Below are 23825 nucleotides of genomic sequence, written 5' to 3' on the forward strand. Positions count from 1 at the left end.
TTCACTTTAATGAACCTTCCTCTTTGTTATTATTTTCTTTTTGAAGTGTATGCCAAGACTCTAAAATTTCTGATGTAACGAGAGCAGCGATGTTTTTTTCTGAATTACTACCAGGAATAACGACAGAAATAGCAATTTGTGGATCTTCGGTAGGAGCATATGCAATGAAAAGAGAATGATTTATCATTCTTTCTTGCTCATTCGGAAAACCTGTAATACCCGTTTTACCTGCCACATGAAAGGGCAAGTTTTTAATCTCCTCTATATTTTGACTCATCCCACCTTGCACGACGCTCCAAAATTTCATAGGATAACGATTTGAACTTTCTAAAATTGGCTTAAACTTTTTTGTTTCCTTACCGTCCTGACCAATAATAGCACTTACGATTTGAGGTTTATATTTATCACCTTTACTTGCCAAAGTTGCTGCATATTGAGCAAGTTGAAGAGGGGTATGCACTTCATTTCCTCCCCAAGAGGCATTTAATAAAGCGGAGATTCCATTTTCAAACTTATTAGATGGATGGAATTCATATTGTCCGTCTTCTTCAAAGGGTAAATCAATCCCGGTTTTAGAACGTAGGCCGAATTGCATTAAATAATCTGTCCATATATGTGCCACTTTTTCTATATTCCCATTATTTTGGTTGAATAAGGGCAGAGCTACTTTTGCTGTCATAAATGTGTTAGATGAATTAATGATAGCCTGCCTCGGTGTAATCTCACCTGTAGGCGTTCCAGGTGCATTCGTAATGTTATTTTGATTATCATACTGAAAACTACCCTTATCTAAATAAGTATCTTCAGGTTGAAAAAGCTTTTCGTTTAATCCAATTAAAATAGTAAGTGGCTTTATAGTAGAGGCCATATTTACATAAGATTCACCATACTTTAATTTTTGAATTGCTTTATTTTGCGAAAGTGATTTAATGTTTTCATTTTTAGATGATACATGTGTATGTAATATATTTGGATTAAAAACTGCCGAGTTGGCCATAGTTAAAATTGCGCCAGTTTTTACATCGGTGACTACAACATAACCAGCATTAGCATCAGGTATTTTCTTAATTTGAGATCTTAATGCTTCCTCTGTTTTTTGCTGCAATTTAGAGTCTAAAGCTAGCCGGACATCTTTTCCTTTTTGTACTTTTTGAATGTTCCATAAGAACTTTTTATTATTCATTTTAAAAATCAGAGTTTTTCCGGGTTTTCCTTTTAAATCATTTTCATATTGAAGCTCAATCCCACTTTTTCCAACAGGTCCATACTTAGAATTAAGGTCATTTTCTACATACCCAATTAGCTGTGAACCAATTTCGTGTTTAGGATAATATCGAATCCATTCATCTTTGATTATTACATTATTGGGTTTGTTCTTGTTTATGAATGTAAGTTCACTCTCATTTATGTCAGAGTATAACGGTATATCATTCATAGTCTGCTTTTTACAAGATTGTTGTAATTGTGATTTTATGTCCTCTGCAGAAATATCATGTTGAAACTTGTTTGAAAATTGATTGAAAAAAGCTAATGTGTTTGATGTATCTTGATTCGATAGTTTTTCATCATTAGAAGTGCAATATAGAGACTTAACTTTCTTATTTGTAGCTAGTATTACACCATTTTGATCAAAAATTTTTCCTCTTTCAGCTGAAGAAGTTGCGATAGTAATTGAAATGAAGTTGATTTTTAATAAAATTAGTAAAATCAAACCTACAGTAGAAAGAACCGCAAAAAATCTCCATCTTTTTGTATGTAACATATAACCCTCCCTTATGTAGCCTATTTCATCTTATAGTTAATTATTTTTTTTGTAAATGTGGAACAACTTTATTACTTAGATTGTCTATTAAGTATTACAGCATGAAGAAAGGAATAATCAGTATGAAAAGTTACTAGCAAGTCTATTTGTAAGTTTAACATGAGTCATTATACAGTTTAGCATTTCTAATGCAAGTGATAAAAGAATTAGAGAGAAAAACAGGAAAGGAGATTTATCAATTACGCGGCTAAACGAAAAGGAATTGACGCTTACAAGGATTTAGAAAAAAGGATAAGACACTATTTATAACTGAATGGTGGTTTCTAATATATAGGGAACGTATTTATTATATTTATTTACTAAGTATTAGTGAGGAGTTCCGGAAGAATTATATGGAGGATTTATGAAAAAACAAAAAGAAAAGAAGCAGCAGACATATATATCTATTCGATTAAATATAATGTTCCTTTGCATATTTCTACTATTCTCAGCTATTATTATGCAGCTAGGAAAAGTACAAATCGTTGAGGGAGAGGCTTATAAGAACCAAGTGGAAAACAGTCAAAATGAAACAACTAGTATACCGGTTCCACGTGGACAAATTCTAGATCGAGAAGGGAAAACAGTCGTTAATAATAAATCTCTTCGCACAATTACGTATACAAGGGTGAAGGGGATTAAGAGTGAAGATATTCTAAAAACAGCAAAAGAATTGGCGAAAGTACTTGAAATGCCCGAACAAGATATAAATAAGTTAACCGATATCGATAAAAAAGATTTCTGGATGCAATTGAATACGAAACGTGCGGAATCAAAGATTACTAAAAAAGATATAGGAAAGTTTAAAGAAAAGGGAATAGAGGGAAAAGAACTAGACAAAAAAATTCAAGACTTAAGACGAAGTCGCGTTACAGAAGTAGAATTGGCAGAATTAACAGCACAAGATTTAAAGGTTTTAGCTATTAAAAGTAAAATGAGTTCAGGTTATCAACTGACACCACAAATTATTAAAAAAGATGTGACAGATCAAGAATATGCGCGCATAAGTGAAAACCTTGCGGAGTTTCCAGGAATAGATGCAACAGTTGATTGGGAACGTAATTATGTAAATGGTAATTTATTTCGTTCCGTGTTAGGTAATATTACAAGCAGTGAAGAAGGATTACCGAAAGAAAACTTAGATTCTTATTTGGTACGTGGATATAACCGTAATGATCGTGTAGGAAAAAGTTATATTGAACAACGATATGAAGATGTATTACACGGCACAAAAGAAGAAGTGAAAAACATTACTGATAAATCAGGAAACATTGTTAGCGCAGAAATAATCTCTAAAGGAAAAAGTGGTAATAGTTTAACATTAACGATTGATATGGAATTACAAAAGAAAGTGGAAGAAAGTATTGAGAAAAATTTGAGAGCTTTTAAGAGTTCAGAGCCACTGTTGGACCGAGCTTTTGTCGTCATGACGAACCCAAATAATGGGCAGATTTTATCTATGGCAGGCAAAAAGATTGTAGAAAAAGAAGGGAAAATAGAGATTGAGGATTTGGCATTAGGTAACATGACAACTTCGTATGAGCTAGGGTCAGCTGTAAAAGGTGCTACTTTATTAACTGGATATGAGACAGGGGCAATACATCCAGGAGATCAATTTTATGATGCACCGATGAAATTTAAAGGTACACAAGCCAAGAAATCGTGGAATGTATCCGGATTTGGTAATATTAATGATTTACGAGCTTTACAAGTATCTTCGAATGTATACATGTTCCAGACAGCTTTAAAAATTGCGGGAGTTAATTACGTACCAAATGGTTCGTTGGATATTAAACAAGAAGCATTTGATACAATGCGCTATTATTTTAAGCAATTTGGTTTAGGCGTCCCAACAGGTATTGATTTGCCGAATGAAATAATTGGACAAACGAGAAAAGTAGATAGTCAACCTGGTTTTTTATTAGATTTTTCTATCGGTCAGTATGATACGTATACGCCATTGCAATTGGCACAATATATTTCAACGATTGCTAACGGTGGATATAGAATGCAACCCCAAATTGTACAGGAAATAGGAGAACAATCAATAAAAGAAGAGGAAGTTGGCAAAGTTATACGCTCTATAGAGCCTGTCGTATTAAATCGAGTTGATATGAAGAAAGAACATATTGATCGGATAAAAGAAGGCTTTAGATGGGTATTCCAAGAAGGTGATGGAACTGGCGTGAAGTATTTCAAGAATGCTCCATACAAACCAGCAGGAAAGACAGGGACAGCTCAAACTGTATATGGTGGAGATGATCCAATTGGTAGAAATGCAAAAGGAGAACGTATGGAATGTTACAACTTAACATTAGTTGGATATGCTCCATATGATAATCCAGAAGTAGCATTTTCTGTAGTAGTCCCATGGCTTCATGATGATAAAAATGGAATTAATTCTATAATTGGAAAGGAAGTTTTAGATGCATACTTTGATTTAAAACAGCAACGTATGCATGGTGAAGCTGCTAGTACAGATAGTTCGAATCAAAATTAGTAAAATTTGTGCACTTTTCTCAGGGGAAGAGACCCTGTTTATATAAAAGCCTTTATAAGTTAAAGAAAAAGGAAGATTTGAAATAAGAGATAGCAGCTATCATAGTTGCTATCTCTTACCTTTGTTAATATCTTGGCTACTAGTTAAAAAGGTTTTAAATTTATGGAACAAACTTGTTTCTTAGATGGTCTATTATTTGTACGTATAAAAACAGGTGTTCAGATACAGTGTATTGAATTTACAACTTGTTTTTAGTATTGAAAATTTGAAAGGAATGATGATTTTGAAAAACAAAAGGATGCTAAAAATAGGTATATGCGTTGGCATATTAGGTTTAAGTGTTACAAGCCTAGAAGCTTTTACAGGAGGGGCATTGCAAGTTGAAGCGAAAGAAAAGACCGGACCAGTTAAACATAAAAATCATGCGACGTATCAAGAATTCTCTCAACTTGAGAAAAAATTTGATGCTCGATTAGGTGTGTATGCTATTGATACTGGTACAAATCGAACAATTGCATATCGACCTAATGAGAGGTTTGCCTTTGCATCAACCTATAAGGCCTTAGCGGCAGGGGTATTGCTGCAGCAAAACTCAATTGATAAATTAAATGAAGTTATCACTTATACGAAAGACGAATTAGTTGAATATTCACCCATTACAGAGAAACATGTAGATACAGGCATGAAACTTGGGGAAATTGCAGAGGCGGCTGTTCGTTCCAGTGATAATACAGCCGGGAACATTTTATTTAATAAAATAGGCGGACCTAAAGGATATGAAAAAGCACTTAGACAGATGGGTGATCGGGTTACTATGGCTGATCGCTTTGAGCCAGAGTTAAACGAAGCTACTCCAGGAGACATTCGTGACACTAGTACAGCAAAAGCAATTGCTACCAATCTTAAGGATTTTACGGTCGGAAATGCGCTTCCAGCTCATAAACGTAACATTCTTACAGAGTGGATGAAAGGAAATGCTACAGGAGACAAACTTATTCGTGCAGGCGTACCAACTGACTGGGTAGTTGGAGATAAATCAGGAGCTGGAAGTTACGGGACACGAAATGATATTGCTGTCGTTTGGCCGCCAAATAGAGCACCCATTATCATCGCAATTTTATCCAGTAAAGATGAGAAAGAGGCTACCTATGATAATCAACTAATTGCAGAGGCAACTGAAGTGATAGTTAAGGCTCTTAGGTGATAATTTCTCAATTCTTTACTTAATGTAATTGAAAATAAGAACTTGGATAGCGATTCTTTTTAATGTGAAAAGAATCGCTTTTTTGTATTCCTATAATGAATAGTAAGTATATAAGCAAAAATTATTATTTCATGGACAATTTATCCCCTAAAGTGCATGAAGGGAATTTTCTCCTGTGGTGTTCATAACAATTTAAATAATAACCCCAAGGCTCAATATAAGACTGTCTTAGGGTTGTTATTAGTTAAAACGCTTTTTTTAGCATGTAAATGAGAGTCCACTTCATCTAAAAGGAGTAAAGAATCAGGAGCTAAATATTAATATATTGGTTCAAAACCTAATTAACATTTAAACAATTTAAAATGAAAATTCGAATTTATTAACGCTGATAAACTGTCAAATAATCACAGACCCTGTAAAATTTACAGGGCCGGAAACAGGGGGAAGGGAACACATAGTTTATTAGCTACATAATAGCATAAGTTTTTTTGGGAATTACATATGAAATTTGACAACTTTAAGAACAAGATAGAAGGTTTTTAAGAGAACAAATATACTACTGAAATCCGATTAGATTTAAAAAGAAAAGACACCTTTTTGGTGTCTTTTCTTTTTTTGTATACAGCTCACACGAGGAACTTATTCTGGATAAAAACTACGAATAACCAGAAAATATGCTTGAAATTCTTGTCTTCAGATTTGTAAAATCCAAAAAATAAAGAAATTGAGGAGGAATTCAAGACACCAATAGGACACGTATTGGTAAACAGGTTCAAAAATAGTATATGTGAAAAGAAAAAGTCTTATACAAAAAGTAGACAGAATCCTACCCTTTTTGCCTTTTCAAAAATCAATTTCTATTCTGTTTAAAATCAGTACAGCACGCTATTTCTATATAGTTTGAAATGAAATCAGAAAAAGTATACATGAAAATGGCAGACAACAATTTTGGTTGCCTGCCGGTGCCAATGAATTGAATGAGTTAGTCAATTACAATAAATTGCTTTCCCATTACCAGAAGAGTGAAGCCGCTAGTTCAAACGGCTTAGACATAGTTTGCCTAATAAATAAAAAATTATGAGTAAAAATTCTGTTTGCTCTATATGAAAAGATAAATAGATATTCATCAAACAAGGTTAATAAAGCATATCTTGAATAGAGAGTGTAGGAACGAAATAAAGAAAAGGATGTTTATTAAGGAAGAGACTGACCCAGGAGTGGGACTTTTGGACAGGATTTGGGGAGCGGTAGTTGCTTTTGGCATTGCGACTAATATCGTTGCTTGTATAATGGCAATATACATTCAAAAATATGAGCTAATGATAAACTGCCTTACAAATATTTTGTTTTTAATCGTGATAGCTATAACTTTTATTAAAATGAAAATTAATACTTGGATGGCTTTAGGATTTACGTTGGTTGTAATAGAAAAAGGAATTAAGGCAGGATATGAGTTCTACACACATGACTACTATGGTGTCAGTTGGAGTTTAGCGATAATTGTCTATTGCATATACGAAATGCAAAATTATTACATTGAAACAAATGAATAGCCGAAAAAAATAAGGTGTGGGGAAGCTGAATTCTTTTCAAAATATAAAATAAAGAGGGATAAAGACTTTCTTTTATGTATGCAAACAATATACGCCTATGTATTATAAAGATAAAATTAAAAACTCTATGAAGTAACGAAATCCAGCTCACAGTTAATGTAGAGAAGAGAGGAGAAGGTTATGGAGAAATATGATCAAGTTTTTGGGAAAACAGATCGTCTTATTTTGAGAAAGTTGAGTATTGATGACACTAAATACTTTCATTTTTATCGCTCTAATCCGGAAGTAGCTAAATTTCAGTCATGGGATAATTATCAATATCATGAAGCAGAAACTTTTGTAAATGAACAAATTAATAATAATCCTAATCAACCAGGTACTTGGTTCCAGTTCGCAATTGCTTTGGCTGAAAATAATAAAATGATTGGAGATTGTGCACTTCACACGCTTTTGAGTGAACCTCGTATCGTTGAAATTGGATATACTCTTTCCCCAGAATATCAGGGAAATGGCTATGCAACTGAGGCTATTTATGCTTTATTGCATTATATATTTCATTCGTTAGGAAAGCATAAAGTGATTGCTTTCTCGGATGTCCGAAATAACAAGTCTATTTCTGTGCTAGAACGTGTGGGTATGAGGCGAGAAGGTCATTTATTGCAAAATTATATGTTAAAAGGACAGTGGATTGATGAATATCAATATTCAATTTTGAAGTCTGAATGGAAGGGCGCTACATATTTACTAAATTCAGAAACGAAGTAAGATGGGAGTAAATTTTAATACTATAAAAAAGACACTACAAGAGTGTCTTTTTTTTGAAAATACTCTATAATTAACTTTGGGGAAGGTAATGTTAGAGTATTCGTTTAGCATTATCTTTGTAATAGATAAACCATGAAATTGAATGATTTTGTGGTTTATTTTTTTGTGTAATAGATGTTACAGTATTTGCCGTGATCTATTGATTTTTATAACCATTTGGAGATGTTGCATTAAAAATCTAACATCGAATAACGGTTCCGGAATATATCGTTGCGAAATGATCTCCCATATCCCAAACGGTAGTTGATTGTATATAGCCCTTAAAGCCTTCTGAAGAGTAATAAATTTCTTTTGGTATACTTTCTTTAGATTGGAAATGTGCTTTAGAGTACTTTACATAATGGGTTTTAATAACTTTTGATTCAGGAACAATAGTGTTTTTTTGTTCCAATGTTTCTCTAGCATTAGAAGATGGTATGAATTTTACAGTGTCTTGGTAATTATGATCTAAGGTGTCAGCTTGTACACTGTGTGAAGAAACAAAGACGCTTAAACTACTTCCTGCAATTAATGTTGCAAATGCTAACTTTGAGAATTTTGTTAATCTGCTCATTCTATAATCCCCTTTGCATTATTTTGTAAGGTATCTCCTTACACCTCACAGTCTATATCCACTACAAAAGGGTGTACATACATATTGATAGACAAAATTCTGCAAAATACCACATGTTTTTTGGATTGTGTATAATAATCCAATGTTTAAGAATTTATCAGAAGTAAAAAGGTATGTCTTATATAAAAGAAAATGAATAATTTATGCAGAGTTTGTATATAAAATTATTGTTTAAATATTCTAAAATGAGTTGATAAAGATTCTTGGATGTTTTTTAGAAAACAAATGATTCCCTATGTGAAATTTGGAAGATTAATTCTCTTTTTAGGTTTTTTTCTTTAGAGAATTCACATGCGTGGATTATAATTAAGATTCAAATGTAAAATATCTAAAGAAATAAGTACAAGTATACATTTTGAAGATAAACATATTGTATATTATGAAAAACTTCTTTATTCATTTATTTTTTCTCATTTCTTAATAAAGATAGTGGTAAATTGAAATTAGATAGTAATTAAAAGAGATCAAAAATTTTATTTATAGATGGGATTAATCGTGCAGCAGCAGCTGAAATCATTAGTGGTAGAGGAGATAATATTTTTGCTCCAAATGACACAATTAAGCGTGACGAAGTGGTCATTATGATTGATCGATCGTTACAATATAAAAATATTATTGGAAAGCTAGTAGACTTGCCTTTTAGTGATCAGAACTTAGTGTATGATAAACAAGCTGTACAACGCGTTTATGGACTAGGGATTGTAAAAGAAAATGAAAAAAATGAATTTATAATTTATGCCCAAAGGTACAGCCGCTCGCGGAGAAGTCGCTGCCTTTCTGAATAGAATGCTACATGTATTAAATAATAATAACAATAATACAATAGGTGTTGTTACCATAACTGGTTCTGGAGTAAATCCGCGCAAGGGGCCTGGGACGACTTATGAAGTAATTCGTAAACTAAGTAAAAATGAATCATATTCTGTATACAAGGAACAAAATGGATGGTTAAGTATTGGTGATGAACAATGGGTATATTATGCCCCTAGTTATATCCTTTTTACTAAAAATAAATAGTTACTAAAAGACTCGTGTAAAACAGAAAGCATTCTTGTTAGCAAGAATGCTTTCTACTTTTTTATAATTAAATTTCAAATATTGCGAGAGATTTATATAAGAAAATCTATATATCATTTTTATATTTATAAATCTTGTCTGAAATAAAATATATTAAAAAATTCTTATTTTTTTTGTAATTCTTGTTTTAAATCTTTCGAAATCTGTTGAACACTTTCTTTATCAGGTTGTGCATAGTATATACCATCTATATATTTATCATTACATTTAATCTGCCTTTTGTTAATGTTAGGTGAGTGGTCCATCATAGTTTTAGCAATAGAGAACATATCTGTTGTGGATAAATTGGTAGACATATGTGGACTAACTGTATCTAATATACTATTAAACTTGCTTAATGAGTTCATGGTTAATATTTTATTTCCAATCGCCTCTATAACTAATAACTGCCGTTGTCCACGCATAAAATCATTATCAATATGGCGTGTCCTAGTCAAGGCTAAGGCCTGTTCGCCATTTAGGTGCTGATATCCTTTTTCCAAATGAATAGCATCAGCTTGGTCTTGGCTGTCCTGTTCTGTAAATGTGACGGGAACATCTACATCAATTCCTCCAATCGTATCAATAAGACTTAAGAATGAATCAAAATTAAATTTAATATAATAATCAACGGGAATATCCAAAAACTTTTCAACGGTATCTATTGTACTATCTATACCACCAAATGCATGCGCATGTGCAATTTTATCTTCTTTTGCTTTTATTGGTATATAGACTCGAGTATCACGTGGAATACTTAACAAATTTATTGCTGCCGTTTCTTTATTAATCGTAGCAACCATTAATGCATCTGACCTTGCGTTTTTTCCATATTCTCCTTCTCTTGTTTCACTATTATCCTCTCCCATGATTAAGATGGAAATATTATCTTTTAAAGGGGATATTTTATGTTCTCTTTTCATAGATTTGCGTCCTCTTTCGAGTTCACGATATGTTTTATCACTAAAGTTATAAAATTGAGAGTATATATATGTTCCTCCCAATAGGGAAATAAAAAATAACGTACCCAAAATAACTTTTATTTTATTGTGATAGATCCAATTTTTTTTCATGAAGATTCACCCTTTCTTTTTGTACTATATTCACATTAAAAAGGCCTTTGCTCATATGAGTAAAGGCCTTTTTCGAGACAAACAAACCTTGCTAAGAAAAAGCTAAACAAGTCGTTTTATCATAAAAGTCCCCCTCATTGAGTTTTAGCACTGTACAGCATAGGTTTAAAACCAGCTACATTAAGAAGGGCCTTAATTCGACCGTTCCTGTTGACCCATTGGCGTCTCTCGACATTTTTGGGTAGCAGCGTTTCTCTATACAGGAGCCTCACCTAACAGAGACATATATTATTTGCAGAAATAAGCAAATTACATGTTGTGTGTTTATCTACTGTGAAAATAATGTGTTTAAAATTTATCCCTTTGTACAAGATACAGGTTATAGTGAAAATGAGAGAGAATCAAGTTGAAATTTTTGTTATCTATCAGACGTCTTTGGTTTTAAATTTTTTATTTTTACATCAATCTTCAATAATAAAGCGTCAAGACACGTGTAATAATAAAAATAAATTAATTTTATAGTTTATAATTTTAAAAATTTAGTGTATAAATTGTAAAATTCGTTGTATAAATATAAACTATTATACAGATGTTTATATCTATGATTTGGGAATGTTTTGATATCAAAAGGTGGAGAAATAAGTTTTATTATTACTTGACAAGTTCAAAAATAGTGGATATGCTTTAACACGAAACAAGCAAAAAATTTTAAATATTTATAACCTGTTAGGTGAGGCTCCTATACAAACACAGGCTATTGCCCAAAAATATCGAAAGATGCCAATGGGTAGAACAGGAATTGTCGGATTAAGGCTCTTCTTAAGATAGCTAAGTGATGAATGATTCATCCTTTACGTTGTATAGTGCCAAAACTCAACTAGGGGGAATGAGCTTTATTTAGCTATGTCTTTTTTAAAATCAGCCTCCTCTAGTTGAATCACTAGGGGAGGTTTTTTATATGCGAAATTTTATTTGTAATAAATCTCTTATAAAAGGGGGGAAAACTAATGATTGATGATATTGATCCCATATTTATTAAGAAATTTGTTTTCCCAAAAGTGGGAAAATGATAACAAGTACCACTGTCCTTAAGGAGGAATTACGATGAAAAAATGTTTACAACGATTATTAACGACAAAAGACATCCACTTAGTAGGAGAACTTATAAAAACTCAATCCTATGATATTGCAATGGAAATGAAAGATTTTCATCATAAAGATCAGATATCTTTAATGAAATGTTTTCCTGCTGAAAAAGGTGCGAAAATTCTTAGTTACCTTACTCCAGAGGAGCAATATAATATTTGCACCAACTTGCCTGTGGATAAAGGAGAAGGGCTATTAGCTAGGCAATCTATTGATGACCTTGTTGATGTAATTCTTTCAATTCATCCACTTCAGGCTGAAAAACTGATACAACTTTTGTCTGAAGAATCTCAACAAAGAATTAGAAGTCTGCTGGTTTTTCAATCTGGAACAGCGGGCAGTTTGATGACAATTGACTATATTGCTGCCAGGGAAAATTGGAAAGTGAAAGATACGCTTTCACATATTAGAAAAATTGGAGCAGGGGTAGAATCAATTTCGTATATTTATGTTCTTGATTCGCGTGGTCAGCTTAATGGAATTGTTTCTATTCGTGAATTATTGCTAGCTTCAGATGATAAGACTTTATCATCAATAATGGCATTGGATGTTATTTCAGTTTCAGTGGACCTAGACCAACAGGAAGCTGTACAAAAGCTAATGGATTATGATTTATCCGCTATACCTGTAACAACGATGGATAATCGGATGATAGGTATCATAACCTTCGATGATGCAATGGATGTTTTCGAAGAAGAAGCAACTGAAGATATTCAAAAATTAGGAGGGAGCACCCCATTAGATAAGCCATATTTCGAAACCTCTATTTGGCAAATATACCGTAAACGTATAGGGTGGTTATTACTTCTGTTTGTAGCAGAAGCATATACTGGTTCTGTACTTCGACATTATGAAGAAACTTTGACTCATGTAGTTGCATTGGCGTTCTTTATTCCATTGTTAATTGGAACTGGTGGAAATACAGGTACACAGGTCGTAACTACATTGGTTCGAGCTGTAGCTCTAAATGAGGTGAAATTTAAAGATATATTTCGTGTTATGAAAAAAGAAGCATTAGTAGGCATTTTACTAGGGCTTACATTAGCCGTGGCGGCATTAATTCGTGCGTACACTTTAGGCGTAGGTACAGAAGTCGCACAAGTTGTAGCTATTACTGGATTGTTCATTGTTATTTGGTCGTCTATTGTTTCATCTGTATTACCCTTGATTTTAAATAAGTTAAAGCTGGATCCAGCTGTTATCTCAGGTCCGTTCATTACGACATTAGTCGATGGAACGGGGTTAATTCTGTACTTTACCATTGCAAAAATGTTACTAGGCTTATAAGAAATTTATATTAAATTTTTTATACCTAAGTTCGTTCCTGCAAAGTTTGTAGACAAACTTGTTGGAAGTATAGAGAAAGAGAGAATAGAAATGAAAAAAGTATTCAAGTTACTGGATTATCCGTTGGTGTTTTCGCTTATCATTACAATTGTATTTGGAACTTTGATGATGTATAGTGCCAGCTCAATTGTTGCAGTTAAAAATTATGGCTATAGTAGTGATTTCTTTTTTCGCTCTCAATTAAATAAACTTTTTTTAGGAGTAATAGGATTAATAATTTGTATTGGACTACCTTTTCATATATGGAAAAAACGCATCGTTTCCGTGTGTATTGTAATGGTAAGTATTGTATTACTATTTTTAGTTTTATGGAAAGGAAAAGTTGTTAATAATGCACAATCTTGGATATTTGGAATACAGCCTGCAGAATTTATTAAACTGGGTGTGATTATTGTACTAGCAGGTTTTTTTTCAAAACGTCAAGAGGTGCAAAAATCATATTGGCAAGGCAGTGGTAAAGTTATTTTGTTTTTAATGTTTACGTTCTTTTTGATATACAAACAACCCAATTTAGGTTCTGCATTATTAATTTTAGGAATAGGGGCTAGTATGTTTATATGTTCTGGAATAAACATTACTATTTTAATGAAATGGATAACGGTTACTTCTATTGTTTGGGTACCGACTTTATACTTTATAGTTAAATATGGTTTATCTGATGTTCAAATGGCGCGTATTACAACGGTGTTCAATCCATTTCTTGATGCAAAAGGGGATGGTTACCAACTTGTAAATTCATTTATTGCCATAGGATCTGGTGGAGTTAGTGGACGTGGGTTTGGAAATAGTGTTCAAAAGGAAGGTTTTTTACCTGAGCCTCATACTGATTTTATTATGTCAATTGTATCTGAGGAGCTTGGAATTATAGGGGTACTAATCATTTTAACTGGTTTATTAACTATAGTAATTCGCTCTTTTAAGGTTGCTCAAGAGTGTAAAAGTCAATTTGGAAGTCTTATATCAATAGGAATCGGGAGTATGATAGGTCTTCAATCTATTGTTAATTTAGGAGGTGTCACGGGAATTTTCCCCCTTACAGGCACCCCTCTTCCATTTATTAGCTTTGGTGGAAGTTCTTTAATGGCTAATTTAATGGCAATGGGAATACTGATAAATATTTCAATTTTCAATAAAATAAACAGATAATATATTTGCTTATGGAGGAGAAATGTTAAATTTAATAAACAATCTTGATTATAATGGATTTCGGTATATAAATGAGCATGTGAAAGAAAATATATACATCGATTATTTAATGATTTTTTTTGCTGAATATGCTCAGTATATGTTCATACTATTATTTATGATTCTTTGGTTAAACAAAAAATATAAAAATAGAACCTGTGTAATTCAAGCTATTATAGCATGCTGTTTTGCTTTTGTATTTAATAGAATTATTGGATTGTTTTTTTATAGAGAACGACCATTTGTTTCTCATTTGAATATAAACCAACTTGTCGAGCATACCGCTAATGCCTCTTTTCCTAGTGATCATGCTACAAGTGCCTTCGCAATAGCTATAACTTTATGCTTATATGAAAAACGTTTAGGGAAAGTATTTTTATTGTTAGCTTTTTTAATTGCTTTTTCAAGGGTCTGGGTAGGAGTACATTATCCGCTAGATGTATTAATAGGAGCTGTTTTAGGACTTTTGTGGGCCTTCATAATCCATTATATAGTTAAAACTAACTTCAAAAATAATAAATAAAGCATCTACAATACTATACTAGCGATAGACCAAATTATATTCAAAAATTTTGCTGCTAATAATGAGGAAACTTATAAATAAAAATTACTTTTTATGGTGAGAATAATACTATTTAAGTGCTATTGCACTTCTAAATCTGATTGAAAATTCAGGGTGATTATAAAAATGTGGTTTTAAAATTATATTTTAAAAAACAGAGGGATTTTATTTAATGGATAGGAGGTAAAGTTGTTGCGATCTAATAAAAAAAAATCTTTTTATAATCAGGAAGTACTAAGCAAAAATTATAAAATGCTAAGTGAAATTGCAAAAAGTGATGTTGAGTCGACGTTATCTTTTTTTAAAACAACATCTCATGGACTTTCTCAGGAAGAAGCTACTAAGCGACTTGAAGTATATGGGAAAAATAAAGTAGTTTATCAAAAAAGAGTAAAATGGTATATAACATTATTTAATTCTTTTAGAAGTCCGTTTATTTCTCTGCTAATAATATTAGGGATGTTATCTTTTCTTACTAATGATATAAAGGGTACTATTATTGTAGGGATTATGGTGGCTATAAGTGCGTTAATTCGGTTCATACAAGAACTTCGTTCTCAGAAGTCTATAGAAAAATTAAAAAATCTTGTATATGAAAAGGTAACCGTTTTCAGGGGAGGAAATGGTTCATATAAGGAAAATAAGAGGGCAGTATTAGAAGAAAGTGGAAAGGTACAAGTTGCTCTTGAGAATCTTGTACCAGGGGATATTATAGAATTATCTGCCGGGAATATTATACCTGCAGATGTACGAATTATCTCATCGGAAAATTTACTTGTAAATCAATCATCACTAACAGGGGAAGCATTACCCATTGAAAAATCAAATCAGTATTTCTATATGTACAAAAAACGTAAAATTAGAAAAACCCAAAATTTAATTGAATTAGAAAATCTCTGTTTTATGGGAACTCATATCATAAGTGGTACCGCAAAAGCAATAGTTGTAGGTACTGGAACAGATACTTATTTTGGTTCAATAGCAAAGAATCAGTTCAAACTGAACAAGAAATCTGATTCCAGATTCGATAAAGGGGTAAGCAAAGTTAGCTGGCTATTAATTAAATTTATGATCATCATGACACCTATTGTCATGATGATACATGGAGTTATAAATGGGAACTGGTATGAGGCATTTTTATTCGCTATAGCTGTAGCGATTGGACTTACTCCAGAGATGCTTCCAATGATTGTAACCGCTAATTTAGCTAAAGGTTCTATTAATATGAGTAAAAAGAAGGTACTTGTAAAACAGCTATCTTCTATTCATAATCTTGGGGCTATGGATATTCTCTGTACCGATAAAACAGGCACGTTGACAGAAGATAAAATGGATCTGGTACGCCATACAGATACAAATGGAGAAAAGTCGGATGAAGTTTTGAAATTAGCGTATATAAATGGTTACTTTCATACAGCATATAAAAATGAAATTGATTTATCAGTTATACGTTATGTAAGAGATAGTAGTAAATATGATATATCTCAATACTCAAAAATAGATGAATGCCCATTTGATTTTGATCGAAGACGAGTTTCAGTTGTTTTAGAAAACAATGCTAACGAACGAATAATGCTATGTAAAGGTGCTGTTAAAGAAGTTGCATCAATTTGTAGTTATATAAAAGAAAATAATAAGATAATTTCTATTACAGATGAAATTCAACGTAAAAATAAACACTTAATTGAACTCTGGCAGGAACAAGGGATGCGAGTTGTCGCAGTTGCATATAAGCAGCTAAAGAGTGATAAAGTGGATAGTTACTCTATTGATGATGAATCAGATATGATACTTGTTGGATATGTAGGTTTTTTAAATCCACCCAAACAATCGGCTATCGTTGCACTTCATACTCTACAAAAGAAAGGAGTACAAGTGAAAATTTTAACTGGTGATAATGAGTCCGTGACAAGAAATGTATGTAGGAAAATGGGCTTGTATATAGGAGAACCAGTACTGGGTTATGAAATTGATAGTCTTCCTGATAAGGCATTAGGAAAACTTGCAAGTAAAACAAGTGTGTTCACAAAATTAAATCCTAGTCAAAAATTCCGTATTATTAAGGCACTTCAAATGAATGGTCATACAGTTGGGTTTATGGGAGATGGAATTAACGATGTGTTTGCTTTAAAACAGTCTGACGTTGGTGTATCTATCCATACAGCAGATGATATTGTTAAAGAGAGTTCAGATATTATACTTATAGAAAAGGACTTACATGTTTTAGAAGATGCTATAGTGGAAGGTCGGACAACGTTTGGAAATATACTGAAGTATATTAAGATGACAGCAAGTTCAAATTTTGGAAATGTATTAAGTTTATTAATTGCTAGTGCATTTCTTCCTTTTCTTCCAATGCTACCAATTCAAATATTATGTCAAAACTTACTATATAATCTATCCCAACTTTCAATTCCGTGGGATAAAGTAGACAATGAATTTTTAGTAAAACCAAGAGGTTGGGATACAAAAGATTTATTTCGTTTTATTATTTTTATTGGGCCGGTAAGTAGTGTTTTTGATATAATCATTTTTATCGTAATGTGGAATGTATTTGGTGCAAATATTCCTGAAATGCAATCCTTATTTCAAACAGGTTGGTTCGTAGTAGGGTTATTAACACAATTATTAATTGTGCATATGATTCGTACTCAACATATTCCTTTCCTACAAAGTACGGCTGCTAGGCCAGTTTTGATGCTTACAGGCTTAGTTATGATTATAGGGATTTTCCTTCCATTTACCAGTTTAAGTACTCAAATTGGCTTAACTCCACTTCCATTTTATTATTTTCTGTGGTTATTGGGAATTTTGACAATCTATGCTCTAGTTACTCAGATTATAAAGAGAATATACATCAGGAAGTTTAATCGATGGCTTTAAAACTAAAAAATTTGGTCAAAAAACAAGTTTTACTAAATACTACACATCCTTTATGGATAAGGAATTAATGGCTAATACAACGTGAATTTGGTTTGGCTGAAAATGAATCAAGTAAAAGTTATGTTTTAATAGTTATAATAAACGTAAGAGGGTACCTCGCGTCAGCCAATCGTAATAAAGGTGGTTCAAAAAGAAAATAACTTTTTGTAAACTACCACTTAACAGCAGTAGTTACATATCAGACGGAAGGCTACCAACAGCTTGTCTTTTATTTATCCACTTTTTTATTTATGCATATAATTGTAATGAAAAAGTCTATACAAGTAATTGTTTCACAGGATATTTTCCACCATGCGGTACCCTTAAGCGTGGTAATCTGACCAACGTTATATAAAAAGATCCTAGTGGGTACTAGGATCTTTTTATATATTATAAGTTTACTTCATTTTATGATAACAACCATGTTTTACGACTTGTCTAGTTTCGTCTATAGCATGTGTTTCGGCAATCTCTGCAATATCAACTACAATCGTGTTTTGTAGGATATTCACTACATAACCTGTTAATTGTAAGGAGGAGTTATTACGATAGGGAAATTGTACGAAAGAACCAATTGTAACATTATTTTCTGTTTCCATATGATACACCTCATTGATAATAGTTTTCTTCTTGCAAAGTTGCTTTCATCATATAATACATGAATGAATAAAAAATGCAAGAGTGAAAAATCAAGTATACATAGGGAGGAGCACTTTTGACTAAGGGGGGATAAATAGTTTTCACACGATGAAAACAATGAGAACTAGGGTATTTGTAAAACTTACGTATTTTATCGAATAACGTTAAATAATCGTACAATATAAAGCTGAAATTAATAAAAAGAAATAATATTCATTAAGAGTAATAAATAAGTTAAATATTTAATGAAAATTTGATTATTGAAAAAGATAAAAGAATCCATCACATATAGATGGGAGTCTGGTACGCAATAAGAGGTATAACTGGAAGGTATAAGGGTAGTTTTTTCTGATTCTTTAATAATAGAGTATTATTTTTTGTAACTTAGTATGGGTACAACATTATATCTGATAATAATTAATTATCAATACAGGAAAAACAAGAAATTTGAAATATATCAAAAGAGTTAAACAAGAAGGAAATAGAATCATTTGAAATAATCTAAAGAGTATAAGTAATAAAAGACAATTGATGCCCGTATGGGATATATAAATAAAAAAAGATTTATTAAGGTCTCTCATTATACGATAAAATGATGCGGAATTTTGTTGATTTGGGCCTATATATCAAAGTACATAGAACTAAGACTAAGACATTCGTACGAACTCAAAAAACCGAAATTCCTTAAATTGGGAATTTCGGCTTTGATGTTTTATCTTGGAGTTGCTATTGGAATGAAATTTGGCACGTCTACTGCACCAGAATTATAAGTTCTCCGGTTCCTTAAATTAGAAACTTATACTGGATTACTGCAGTTAAATTGTTGTCATTTTAAAAGAACTGTTAGATAAAAAAGAAAAATCTATTGCTTTGTATTTAACTTAAAAATTTTTCTTTGAGTTAGCATCTTTTACATAATAATTATTGAGGAGGGAAAATTTTACTGAGAAATGCTATCAAATACAAGAATAGGCTAGTCTAATTTCTAATGGTCCCAGTATCTTTTATTTTGACGTGTGTCTTTACATTTATTTTAGCCTCTGCTAACGCTTGCAACCAATTTCCTTTTAGTTTTTTCCACTCTTTATATTGAAAAGCTCTAGCATATAGGGATAATCCGATTGGATCAATTTTATTCTGCTGTATTTCATCCAAAATATCTTGTAACTTCTTATTAATTTCTTTTTGAATAGCACTCTTTAAATTATTTATGTTTTTTTTATTATCATAATGCCCCTTAATTAAATTCGCATTGGTTTTTTCTATTAAAGCTACATTTGCATTTATATCGAGATTAAATACAAACTTTCCGTTTTGAAAATTAACATCTACCTTCCTTGTCGCATTCTGTACCAAGATAGAAGTGTTTGGTTTTTTGTTGGATTTTTTAGGAGGAAGCACAAGGTGTAGTATCATCCGGCCTTTATTTTTGGGCTTATTTATAAGATTGAAGAATTTAACATCTTTTTTAGGGATACGAGTTAAAAATTTTCCTTGTCGATCTAAAAGTGCAATTCCTACCGTGTCGATTTCATTCTTTGTTTTTTTAATAACTGGAACAGCTTGTGTCATTCCTTCTTCATTTTTTTCTCTCATTAATTGTTGAATCGTGGAAGAAACGGATTGATTATTTTGAATGGAGGATTCGATTACACTACTTATGTAAGATGGTAGTGATGGTTTATCGGGCTTATTAATTGTGAAAATTTCTTCTACAGGTCCATCAACAAGTACTACTTTAGCATTAATGGTAGCGTAAGGATCACGGTAAGAAGAATCAAGCTCCTGCATCCAATTTGCTTCTTGGGCCAATTTTTTCCCAATTAAAATGATTTCAGCTTTTGAGGCTGTCATATAGCCCGTTAACTTCGTATCTATTTTACTGAATCCATTATATACAGTGGATGCCCGCGCCCATTGCTCTATAGTACTTCTTTGCTGTTTATGATGAAAGAGTGGTATGCTTGTGCCCACTTTTATGTCTCCATTAGAAGTTCTATCCAAAGCGATTAACAGGATTAATGAAACCTGTTCAAGAGGGATTCTTTGACTACAACCGATTAAACATACACAACAAGTTACAATCCATATCCATTTTCGAATCAAAGTTGTTTCCTCCTAGTTAACCAAGTGAAAAGAATGCTGTAAGCGAAAAAAAAGATTGGTAATAGAATAAAGAAAATGATATTTAAGATATCCATAAGAGAATATATAAACAAATATTGATCCACGTCGGGGTTTAGAAAAATAAATAAGCTGACTATTAAAAACATAAAACTAACGAGCGCCCAATTGCGAGCATTTTTTTGAAATAAAATGGTCACAGATTCAAAACTGAAAAATAAATACGGATATATTGTAGTGGAAAATACAATCAAATAGTAAGCGATATATATAACTTCTAATCGTTCTATGAATGAAAAACGAACCCCTTTTAACAAATGAAATACTGGCCAAATTACGTCTTTTATCCCCTCCGGGCTAAAGTATATATAAGAAAGAATAGTCACATATAGATAGAAAAACATGGTTCCAGTATTCGCTATTAGTATTCCTTTTATGGCTTTTTGTTTTTTTTGTAAGAACGGATAAATAAAATATGCAATTTCTAAGCCTGCATAAGGAGTAATGGTTTCTTTTGTTGCCTTTACAATAGGGGATAAGCCATCTTTAAAAATAGGTAGTAGGTGTAAAGGATTGTAGTTACTCTTTAATGAAAAAAGAAGAAATAGTGGCATCCAAGTAGTGAAGAAGAAAACAAGCATAGAATAACTAGTAAGAGCCCTTAACCCACTCAGAGCTAAAATAATAAAAGGCAATAGTAATAATATGGCGATTTGATAAGCAGGAGTGGAAGGGAATATCCACACTTTTACAATATCAGTTGCCTTTAATAAAGTATTAAAACCAGCAAAAAATAGATAAAAGGCATATAAAAGAAGAAAAAATGTTCCTAGCCATTTACCAAAGTATGCTTTTAAAATCTGTGAGAAATTTTTGCTAGGATTTTTTTGTAACATTAATACAATAAATACGCCAATTATAGAAGTAATCATCCATCCCAGAATGATAGAAATCCAGCCATCTGTGCCAGCGGTAGTAGCAAGTGGGCTCGGCATAATTAACATACCTGATGCAAGTTGCAGTGAATGGATGAAAACAATAAATTCAAATAAAGTTATGTTTTGAAATCTAAGATTCCCCATGCGGACCACCTTCTTTTTTCTTTTTTTGTTTCGGCTGTCCTGTACTCGAGCGGGTGGTGATCATAGAAATAGGAAATCTTACAAAAGAATCTTTTAACTCTTGGAGACGAAATGGTGCTATTGGCAATCCGTATGGTGAACCATACGAAGTTAGTGAAACAAAATGAGCAAATAAAAGCATTAATCCACTAACAATACCTACAATCCCATAAAAGTATGCCAATAACATCATTGGAAAACGAATAAGGCGTATAGAGCTTGATAAGTCATAATTAGAAACAATAAATGATGCAATGGCGGTAATAGATACGATAATAACCATAACGTTACTCACAAGACCAGCTTGAACAGCCGCTTGCCCAATTACAATCCCTCCAACAATTCCAATTGTTTGTCCAATTGGTTGTGGTAAGCGAATACCAGCTTCACGTAGCATTTCCAGTGTGATTTCCATTATAAAAGCTTCCAGTAAGGGGGAGAAAGGGACTTTGACTCTTGACGTTGCAATAGAAGTGTATAAATCTAAAGGAATGACTTCAAAATGAAAAGAGACGATAGCAATATAAATTGCGGGTAAAAAAATAGCTATAATAAATCCTGTAAATCGTAATAAGCGAAAAAATGATGCAATGAGCCAATGAATATTATAATCATCTGGGGTCTGAAAAAATCCAATTAAATTCATTGGAACAATCATTGCGCCTGGGGACCTATCCATCAGCACTGCTACTTTTCCATCAAGTATATGATTAGAAATGGCATCTGGGCGTTCGCTTAAATAAGCTTGTGGAAAAGGAGTCCAATTTTGATCCTTTGTAAAATTAGATAGTTCTCCAATGCTCAATACCGCATCCGTTTTAATTTTACAGATTCTAGTTTCTATTTCTTGGACCACATCTGCGTTTGCTACATCACCTAAGTAGATCAAATAGACTAAAGAAGTGGCTCGTTCTCCAATCGTCAGCTTTTTGATTTTCAACTCTGTAGAAGGAATATATCGACGAATTAGGCCTATATTTTTTGTGGCATTCTCAATAAATCCATCATGGGATCCTTTAATAGTAACTTCTGAAATTGGCTCTTGAATTGCTCTCTCTGCCCAACCTTTTGTATTTATTAGAAGGGACCGTTTTTCTCCTTCCATAAACAGTACACATTGACCCTCAAGTAATCCTACTTTAATTTCATTCCATGTATATACTATTTTTGTATGAGTAGCAATAATATTAGAATTAAATATTTGATTGTCTTCATTTACTTCTTGTAATAATGGTGTAACAACATTTCCTTTTAATGCAACACCATCTGTAAGGCCTTCAAAATAATATAGTAAAATATTCGTGTTTGTTTTTAATTGCAAAGGATGTTCAATCAAATCTGCACTAATATTAAAGATGTTATCTAATGTATTTTTAAGTTCTTTTAAGTTACTTGTTTGGATTTTTTCAATGATTTTATCTGTCTTTATTTCTAGGGTCTTTTCATTTAAGGACAAAATTGACACCTCTTTAATATATAACGATTAGTTGTAGTTATTATTTTTATATGTTGGAATTTTATTCACTAATTTAAACGGATTGAGATCAAGAATAACTAAAATTGAAGTACTATATTATAAATTCAATAATTGAGAGCAAAAAAATAGATGTATTTTGTGTAGAAATCTAAGTATCAAGATAGAAGTGGAATTTGAATGAGTATAATAAAAAAGAACCCTTGATAGGTTCTTTTTAATAGTTGGTAAATATGTTGTCAACAATAGATGGCGATAAAGGTAGTAATTTAGATGTCTTTATGTTACTCAGCTGAATTTTGTAGGAAGAATTATTTTTTCATACCTCAATGCTCAATAAAAAAGGGCATTTCATTTATTTGGGTGTTTTAGTGTATTTGAATTTTGCACGCTAACAAATTTTGTTTAGGGACAAAATGTGAAGTTTTATTCTGAAATAACAGAAAGTTAATGCGGCAAAATTCCTATTGGTTATTTGGATAGGTATCAAATATTTCTTTGGCCTTATTTTCTTGATATGACCGCACGTTTATATGTTTCTAAGGGAAAGAAATATTTTCATTTTTATTACCATCTATTGTTTGATTAAGATGGTAACATGAAAATGAAACGTTTACAACCAGAAAATAAAGAAAAAAATTTAAAATGCGACTTTTTTCGACAAATATTCCTATAAAATG

General features: G+C 32.1%; 15 protein-coding genes, 2 pseudogenes and 2 riboswitches. Of the genes and pseudogenes, 9 read left to right on the plus strand and 8 right to left on the minus strand.

Going from position 1 to position 23825, the window contains the following annotated elements; genetic code table 11:
- Position 1: 1 nt before the first annotated feature.
- Positions 2–1762: a peptidoglycan D,D-transpeptidase FtsI family protein gene (locus KPL75_RS26265; RefSeq protein WP_219918496.1), complete on the minus strand. Its 1761-nt coding sequence runs from the start codon at positions 1760–1762 to the stop codon at positions 2–4.
- Between the two features lie 403 nt (positions 1763–2165).
- Between KPL75_RS26265 and KPL75_RS26270 the strand changes: the two genes are divergently transcribed.
- A complete protein-coding gene (locus KPL75_RS26270; protein WP_219918500.1) occupies positions 2166–4301 on the plus strand; it encodes a peptidoglycan D,D-transpeptidase FtsI family protein in 2136 nt (711 codons plus the stop codon).
- A gap of 277 nt (positions 4302–4578) precedes the next feature.
- Positions 4579–5505: a class A beta-lactamase Bla1 gene (gene bla / locus KPL75_RS26275; protein ID WP_375141039.1), complete on the plus strand. Its 927-nt coding sequence runs from the start codon at positions 4579–4581 to the stop codon at positions 5503–5505.
- Positions 5506–5524: 19 nt separating this feature from the next.
- Here bla and KPL75_RS27895 read toward each other — a convergent pair.
- A pseudogene (locus tag KPL75_RS27895) lies at positions 5525–5599 on the minus strand (undecaprenyl-diphosphatase); the annotation flags it as partial.
- 1123 nt (positions 5600–6722) lie between these two features.
- On the opposite strand from KPL75_RS27895, the gene KPL75_RS26280 reads away from it, so the two are divergent.
- Both KPL75_RS26280 and KPL75_RS26285 read left to right on the plus strand, forming a co-directional pair.
- A complete protein-coding gene (locus KPL75_RS26280; RefSeq protein WP_219921170.1) occupies positions 6723–7058 on the plus strand; it encodes a hypothetical protein in 336 nt (111 codons plus the stop codon).
- 180 nt (positions 7059–7238) lie between these two features.
- Positions 7239–7823: a GNAT family N-acetyltransferase gene (locus KPL75_RS26285; protein ID WP_219918503.1), complete on the plus strand. Its 585-nt coding sequence runs from the start codon at positions 7239–7241 to the stop codon at positions 7821–7823.
- A 238-nt stretch (positions 7824–8061) separates the two neighbouring features.
- Here KPL75_RS26285 and KPL75_RS26290 read toward each other — a convergent pair whose 3' ends face one another.
- On the minus strand, positions 8062–8436 hold the full coding sequence (locus tag KPL75_RS26290) for a hypothetical protein (protein ID WP_219918506.1): 375 nt from the start codon (positions 8434–8436) through the stop codon (positions 8062–8064).
- Between the two features lie 539 nt (positions 8437–8975).
- On the opposite strand from KPL75_RS26290, the pseudogene KPL75_RS27600 reads away from it, so the two are divergent.
- Positions 8976–9513: pseudogene (locus KPL75_RS27600) on the plus strand (S-layer homology domain-containing protein); the annotation flags it as partial.
- Positions 9514–9677: 164 nt separating this feature from the next.
- Here KPL75_RS27600 and KPL75_RS26305 read toward each other — a convergent pair.
- A complete protein-coding gene (locus tag KPL75_RS26305) occupies positions 9678–10625 on the minus strand; it encodes an LCP family protein (protein WP_016095350.1) in 948 nt (315 codons plus the stop codon).
- A 123-nt stretch (positions 10626–10748) separates the two neighbouring features.
- A riboswitch (M-box (ykoK) riboswitch) is annotated at positions 10749–10912 on the minus strand.
- 428 nt (positions 10913–11340) lie between these two features.
- Positions 11341–11517: riboswitch (M-box (ykoK) riboswitch) on the plus strand.
- Between the two features lie 212 nt (positions 11518–11729).
- Here KPL75_RS26305 and mgtE point away from each other — a divergent pair.
- The 4 genes from mgtE to mgtA all read left to right on the plus strand — a co-directional run bounded on the left by mgtE (position 11730) and on the right by mgtA (position 17748).
- Complete coding sequence (gene mgtE / locus KPL75_RS26310) at positions 11730–13058, plus strand: magnesium transporter (protein ID WP_219918509.1); 1329 nt, start codon at positions 11730–11732, stop codon at positions 13056–13058.
- A gap of 90 nt (positions 13059–13148) precedes the next feature.
- Positions 13149–14264: an FtsW/RodA/SpoVE family cell cycle protein gene (locus KPL75_RS26315; protein WP_002065490.1), complete on the plus strand. Its 1116-nt coding sequence runs from the start codon at positions 13149–13151 to the stop codon at positions 14262–14264.
- A 22-nt stretch (positions 14265–14286) separates the two neighbouring features.
- Positions 14287–14826 (plus strand): undecaprenyl-diphosphatase, encoded by a 540-nt coding sequence (locus KPL75_RS26320; protein WP_002147863.1) that lies wholly within the window; start codon positions 14287–14289, stop codon positions 14824–14826.
- 228 nt (positions 14827–15054) lie between these two features.
- A complete protein-coding gene (mgtA, locus tag KPL75_RS26325; RefSeq protein WP_219918513.1) occupies positions 15055–17748 on the plus strand; it encodes a magnesium-translocating P-type ATPase in 2694 nt (897 codons plus the stop codon).
- A gap of 437 nt (positions 17749–18185) precedes the next feature.
- On the opposite strand, the gene KPL75_RS26330 is transcribed toward mgtA, so the two are convergent.
- The 4 genes from KPL75_RS26330 to KPL75_RS26345 form a co-directional block, all read right to left on the minus strand.
- Entirely contained in the window at positions 18186–18386 is a 201-nt protein-coding gene (locus tag KPL75_RS26330) for a DUF2187 domain-containing protein (RefSeq protein WP_002065497.1), read from the minus strand.
- Between the two features lie 1018 nt (positions 18387–19404).
- Positions 19405–20532 carry a Ger(x)C family spore germination protein gene (locus KPL75_RS26335; protein WP_002147856.1) on the minus strand — a complete coding sequence of 376 codons (1128 nt, stop codon included), beginning with the start codon at positions 20530–20532 and terminating at the stop codon, positions 19405–19407.
- The gene (locus KPL75_RS26340) at positions 20529–21632 is read right to left on the minus strand and encodes a GerAB/ArcD/ProY family transporter (RefSeq protein WP_219918515.1); all 1104 of its coding nucleotides are present in this window, start codon (positions 21630–21632) and stop codon (positions 20529–20531) included. The genes KPL75_RS26335 and KPL75_RS26340 overlap by 4 nt, the downstream gene beginning before the upstream one ends.
- On the minus strand, positions 21619–23127 hold the full coding sequence (locus KPL75_RS26345; protein ID WP_219918517.1) for a spore germination protein: 1509 nt from the start codon (positions 23125–23127) through the stop codon (positions 21619–21621). The genes KPL75_RS26340 and KPL75_RS26345 overlap by 14 nt, the downstream gene beginning before the upstream one ends.
- Between the last annotated feature and the right edge of the window lie 698 nt (positions 23128–23825).

It is taken from the genome of Bacillus sp. NP247 (genome assembly GCF_018966865.1).
Lineage (GTDB): Bacteria > Bacillota > Bacilli > Bacillales > Bacillaceae_G > Bacillus_A.

Coding starts and splice junctions, on each gene's coding strand:
- KPL75_RS26330 (WP_002065497.1), bottom strand. CDS start 18,386: ATGGAAACAGAAAATAATGTTACAATTGGTTCTTTCGTACAATTTCCC.
- mgtE (WP_219918509.1), top strand. CDS start 11,730: ATGAAAAAATGTTTACAACGATTATTAACGACAAAAGACATCCACTTA.
- KPL75_RS26305 (WP_016095350.1), bottom strand. CDS start 10,625: ATGAAAAAAAATTGGATCTATCACAATAAAATAAAAGTTATTTTGGGT.
- KPL75_RS26340 (WP_219918515.1), bottom strand. CDS start 21,632: ATGGGGAATCTTAGATTTCAAAACATAACTTTATTTGAATTTATTGTT.
- KPL75_RS26265 (WP_219918496.1), bottom strand. CDS start 1,762: ATGTTACATACAAAAAGATGGAGATTTTTTGCGGTTCTTTCTACTGTA.
- KPL75_RS26270 (WP_219918500.1), top strand. CDS start 2,166: ATGAAAAAACAAAAAGAAAAGAAGCAGCAGACATATATATCTATTCGA.
- bla (WP_375141039.1), top strand. CDS start 4,579: ATGATTTTGAAAAACAAAAGGATGCTAAAAATAGGTATATGCGTTGGC.
- KPL75_RS26320 (WP_002147863.1), top strand. CDS start 14,287: ATGTTAAATTTAATAAACAATCTTGATTATAATGGATTTCGGTATATA.
- KPL75_RS26315 (WP_002065490.1), top strand. CDS start 13,149: ATGAAAAAAGTATTCAAGTTACTGGATTATCCGTTGGTGTTTTCGCTT.
- KPL75_RS26285 (WP_219918503.1), top strand. CDS start 7,239: ATGGAGAAATATGATCAAGTTTTTGGGAAAACAGATCGTCTTATTTTG.
- KPL75_RS26290 (WP_219918506.1), bottom strand. CDS start 8,436: ATGAGCAGATTAACAAAATTCTCAAAGTTAGCATTTGCAACATTAATT.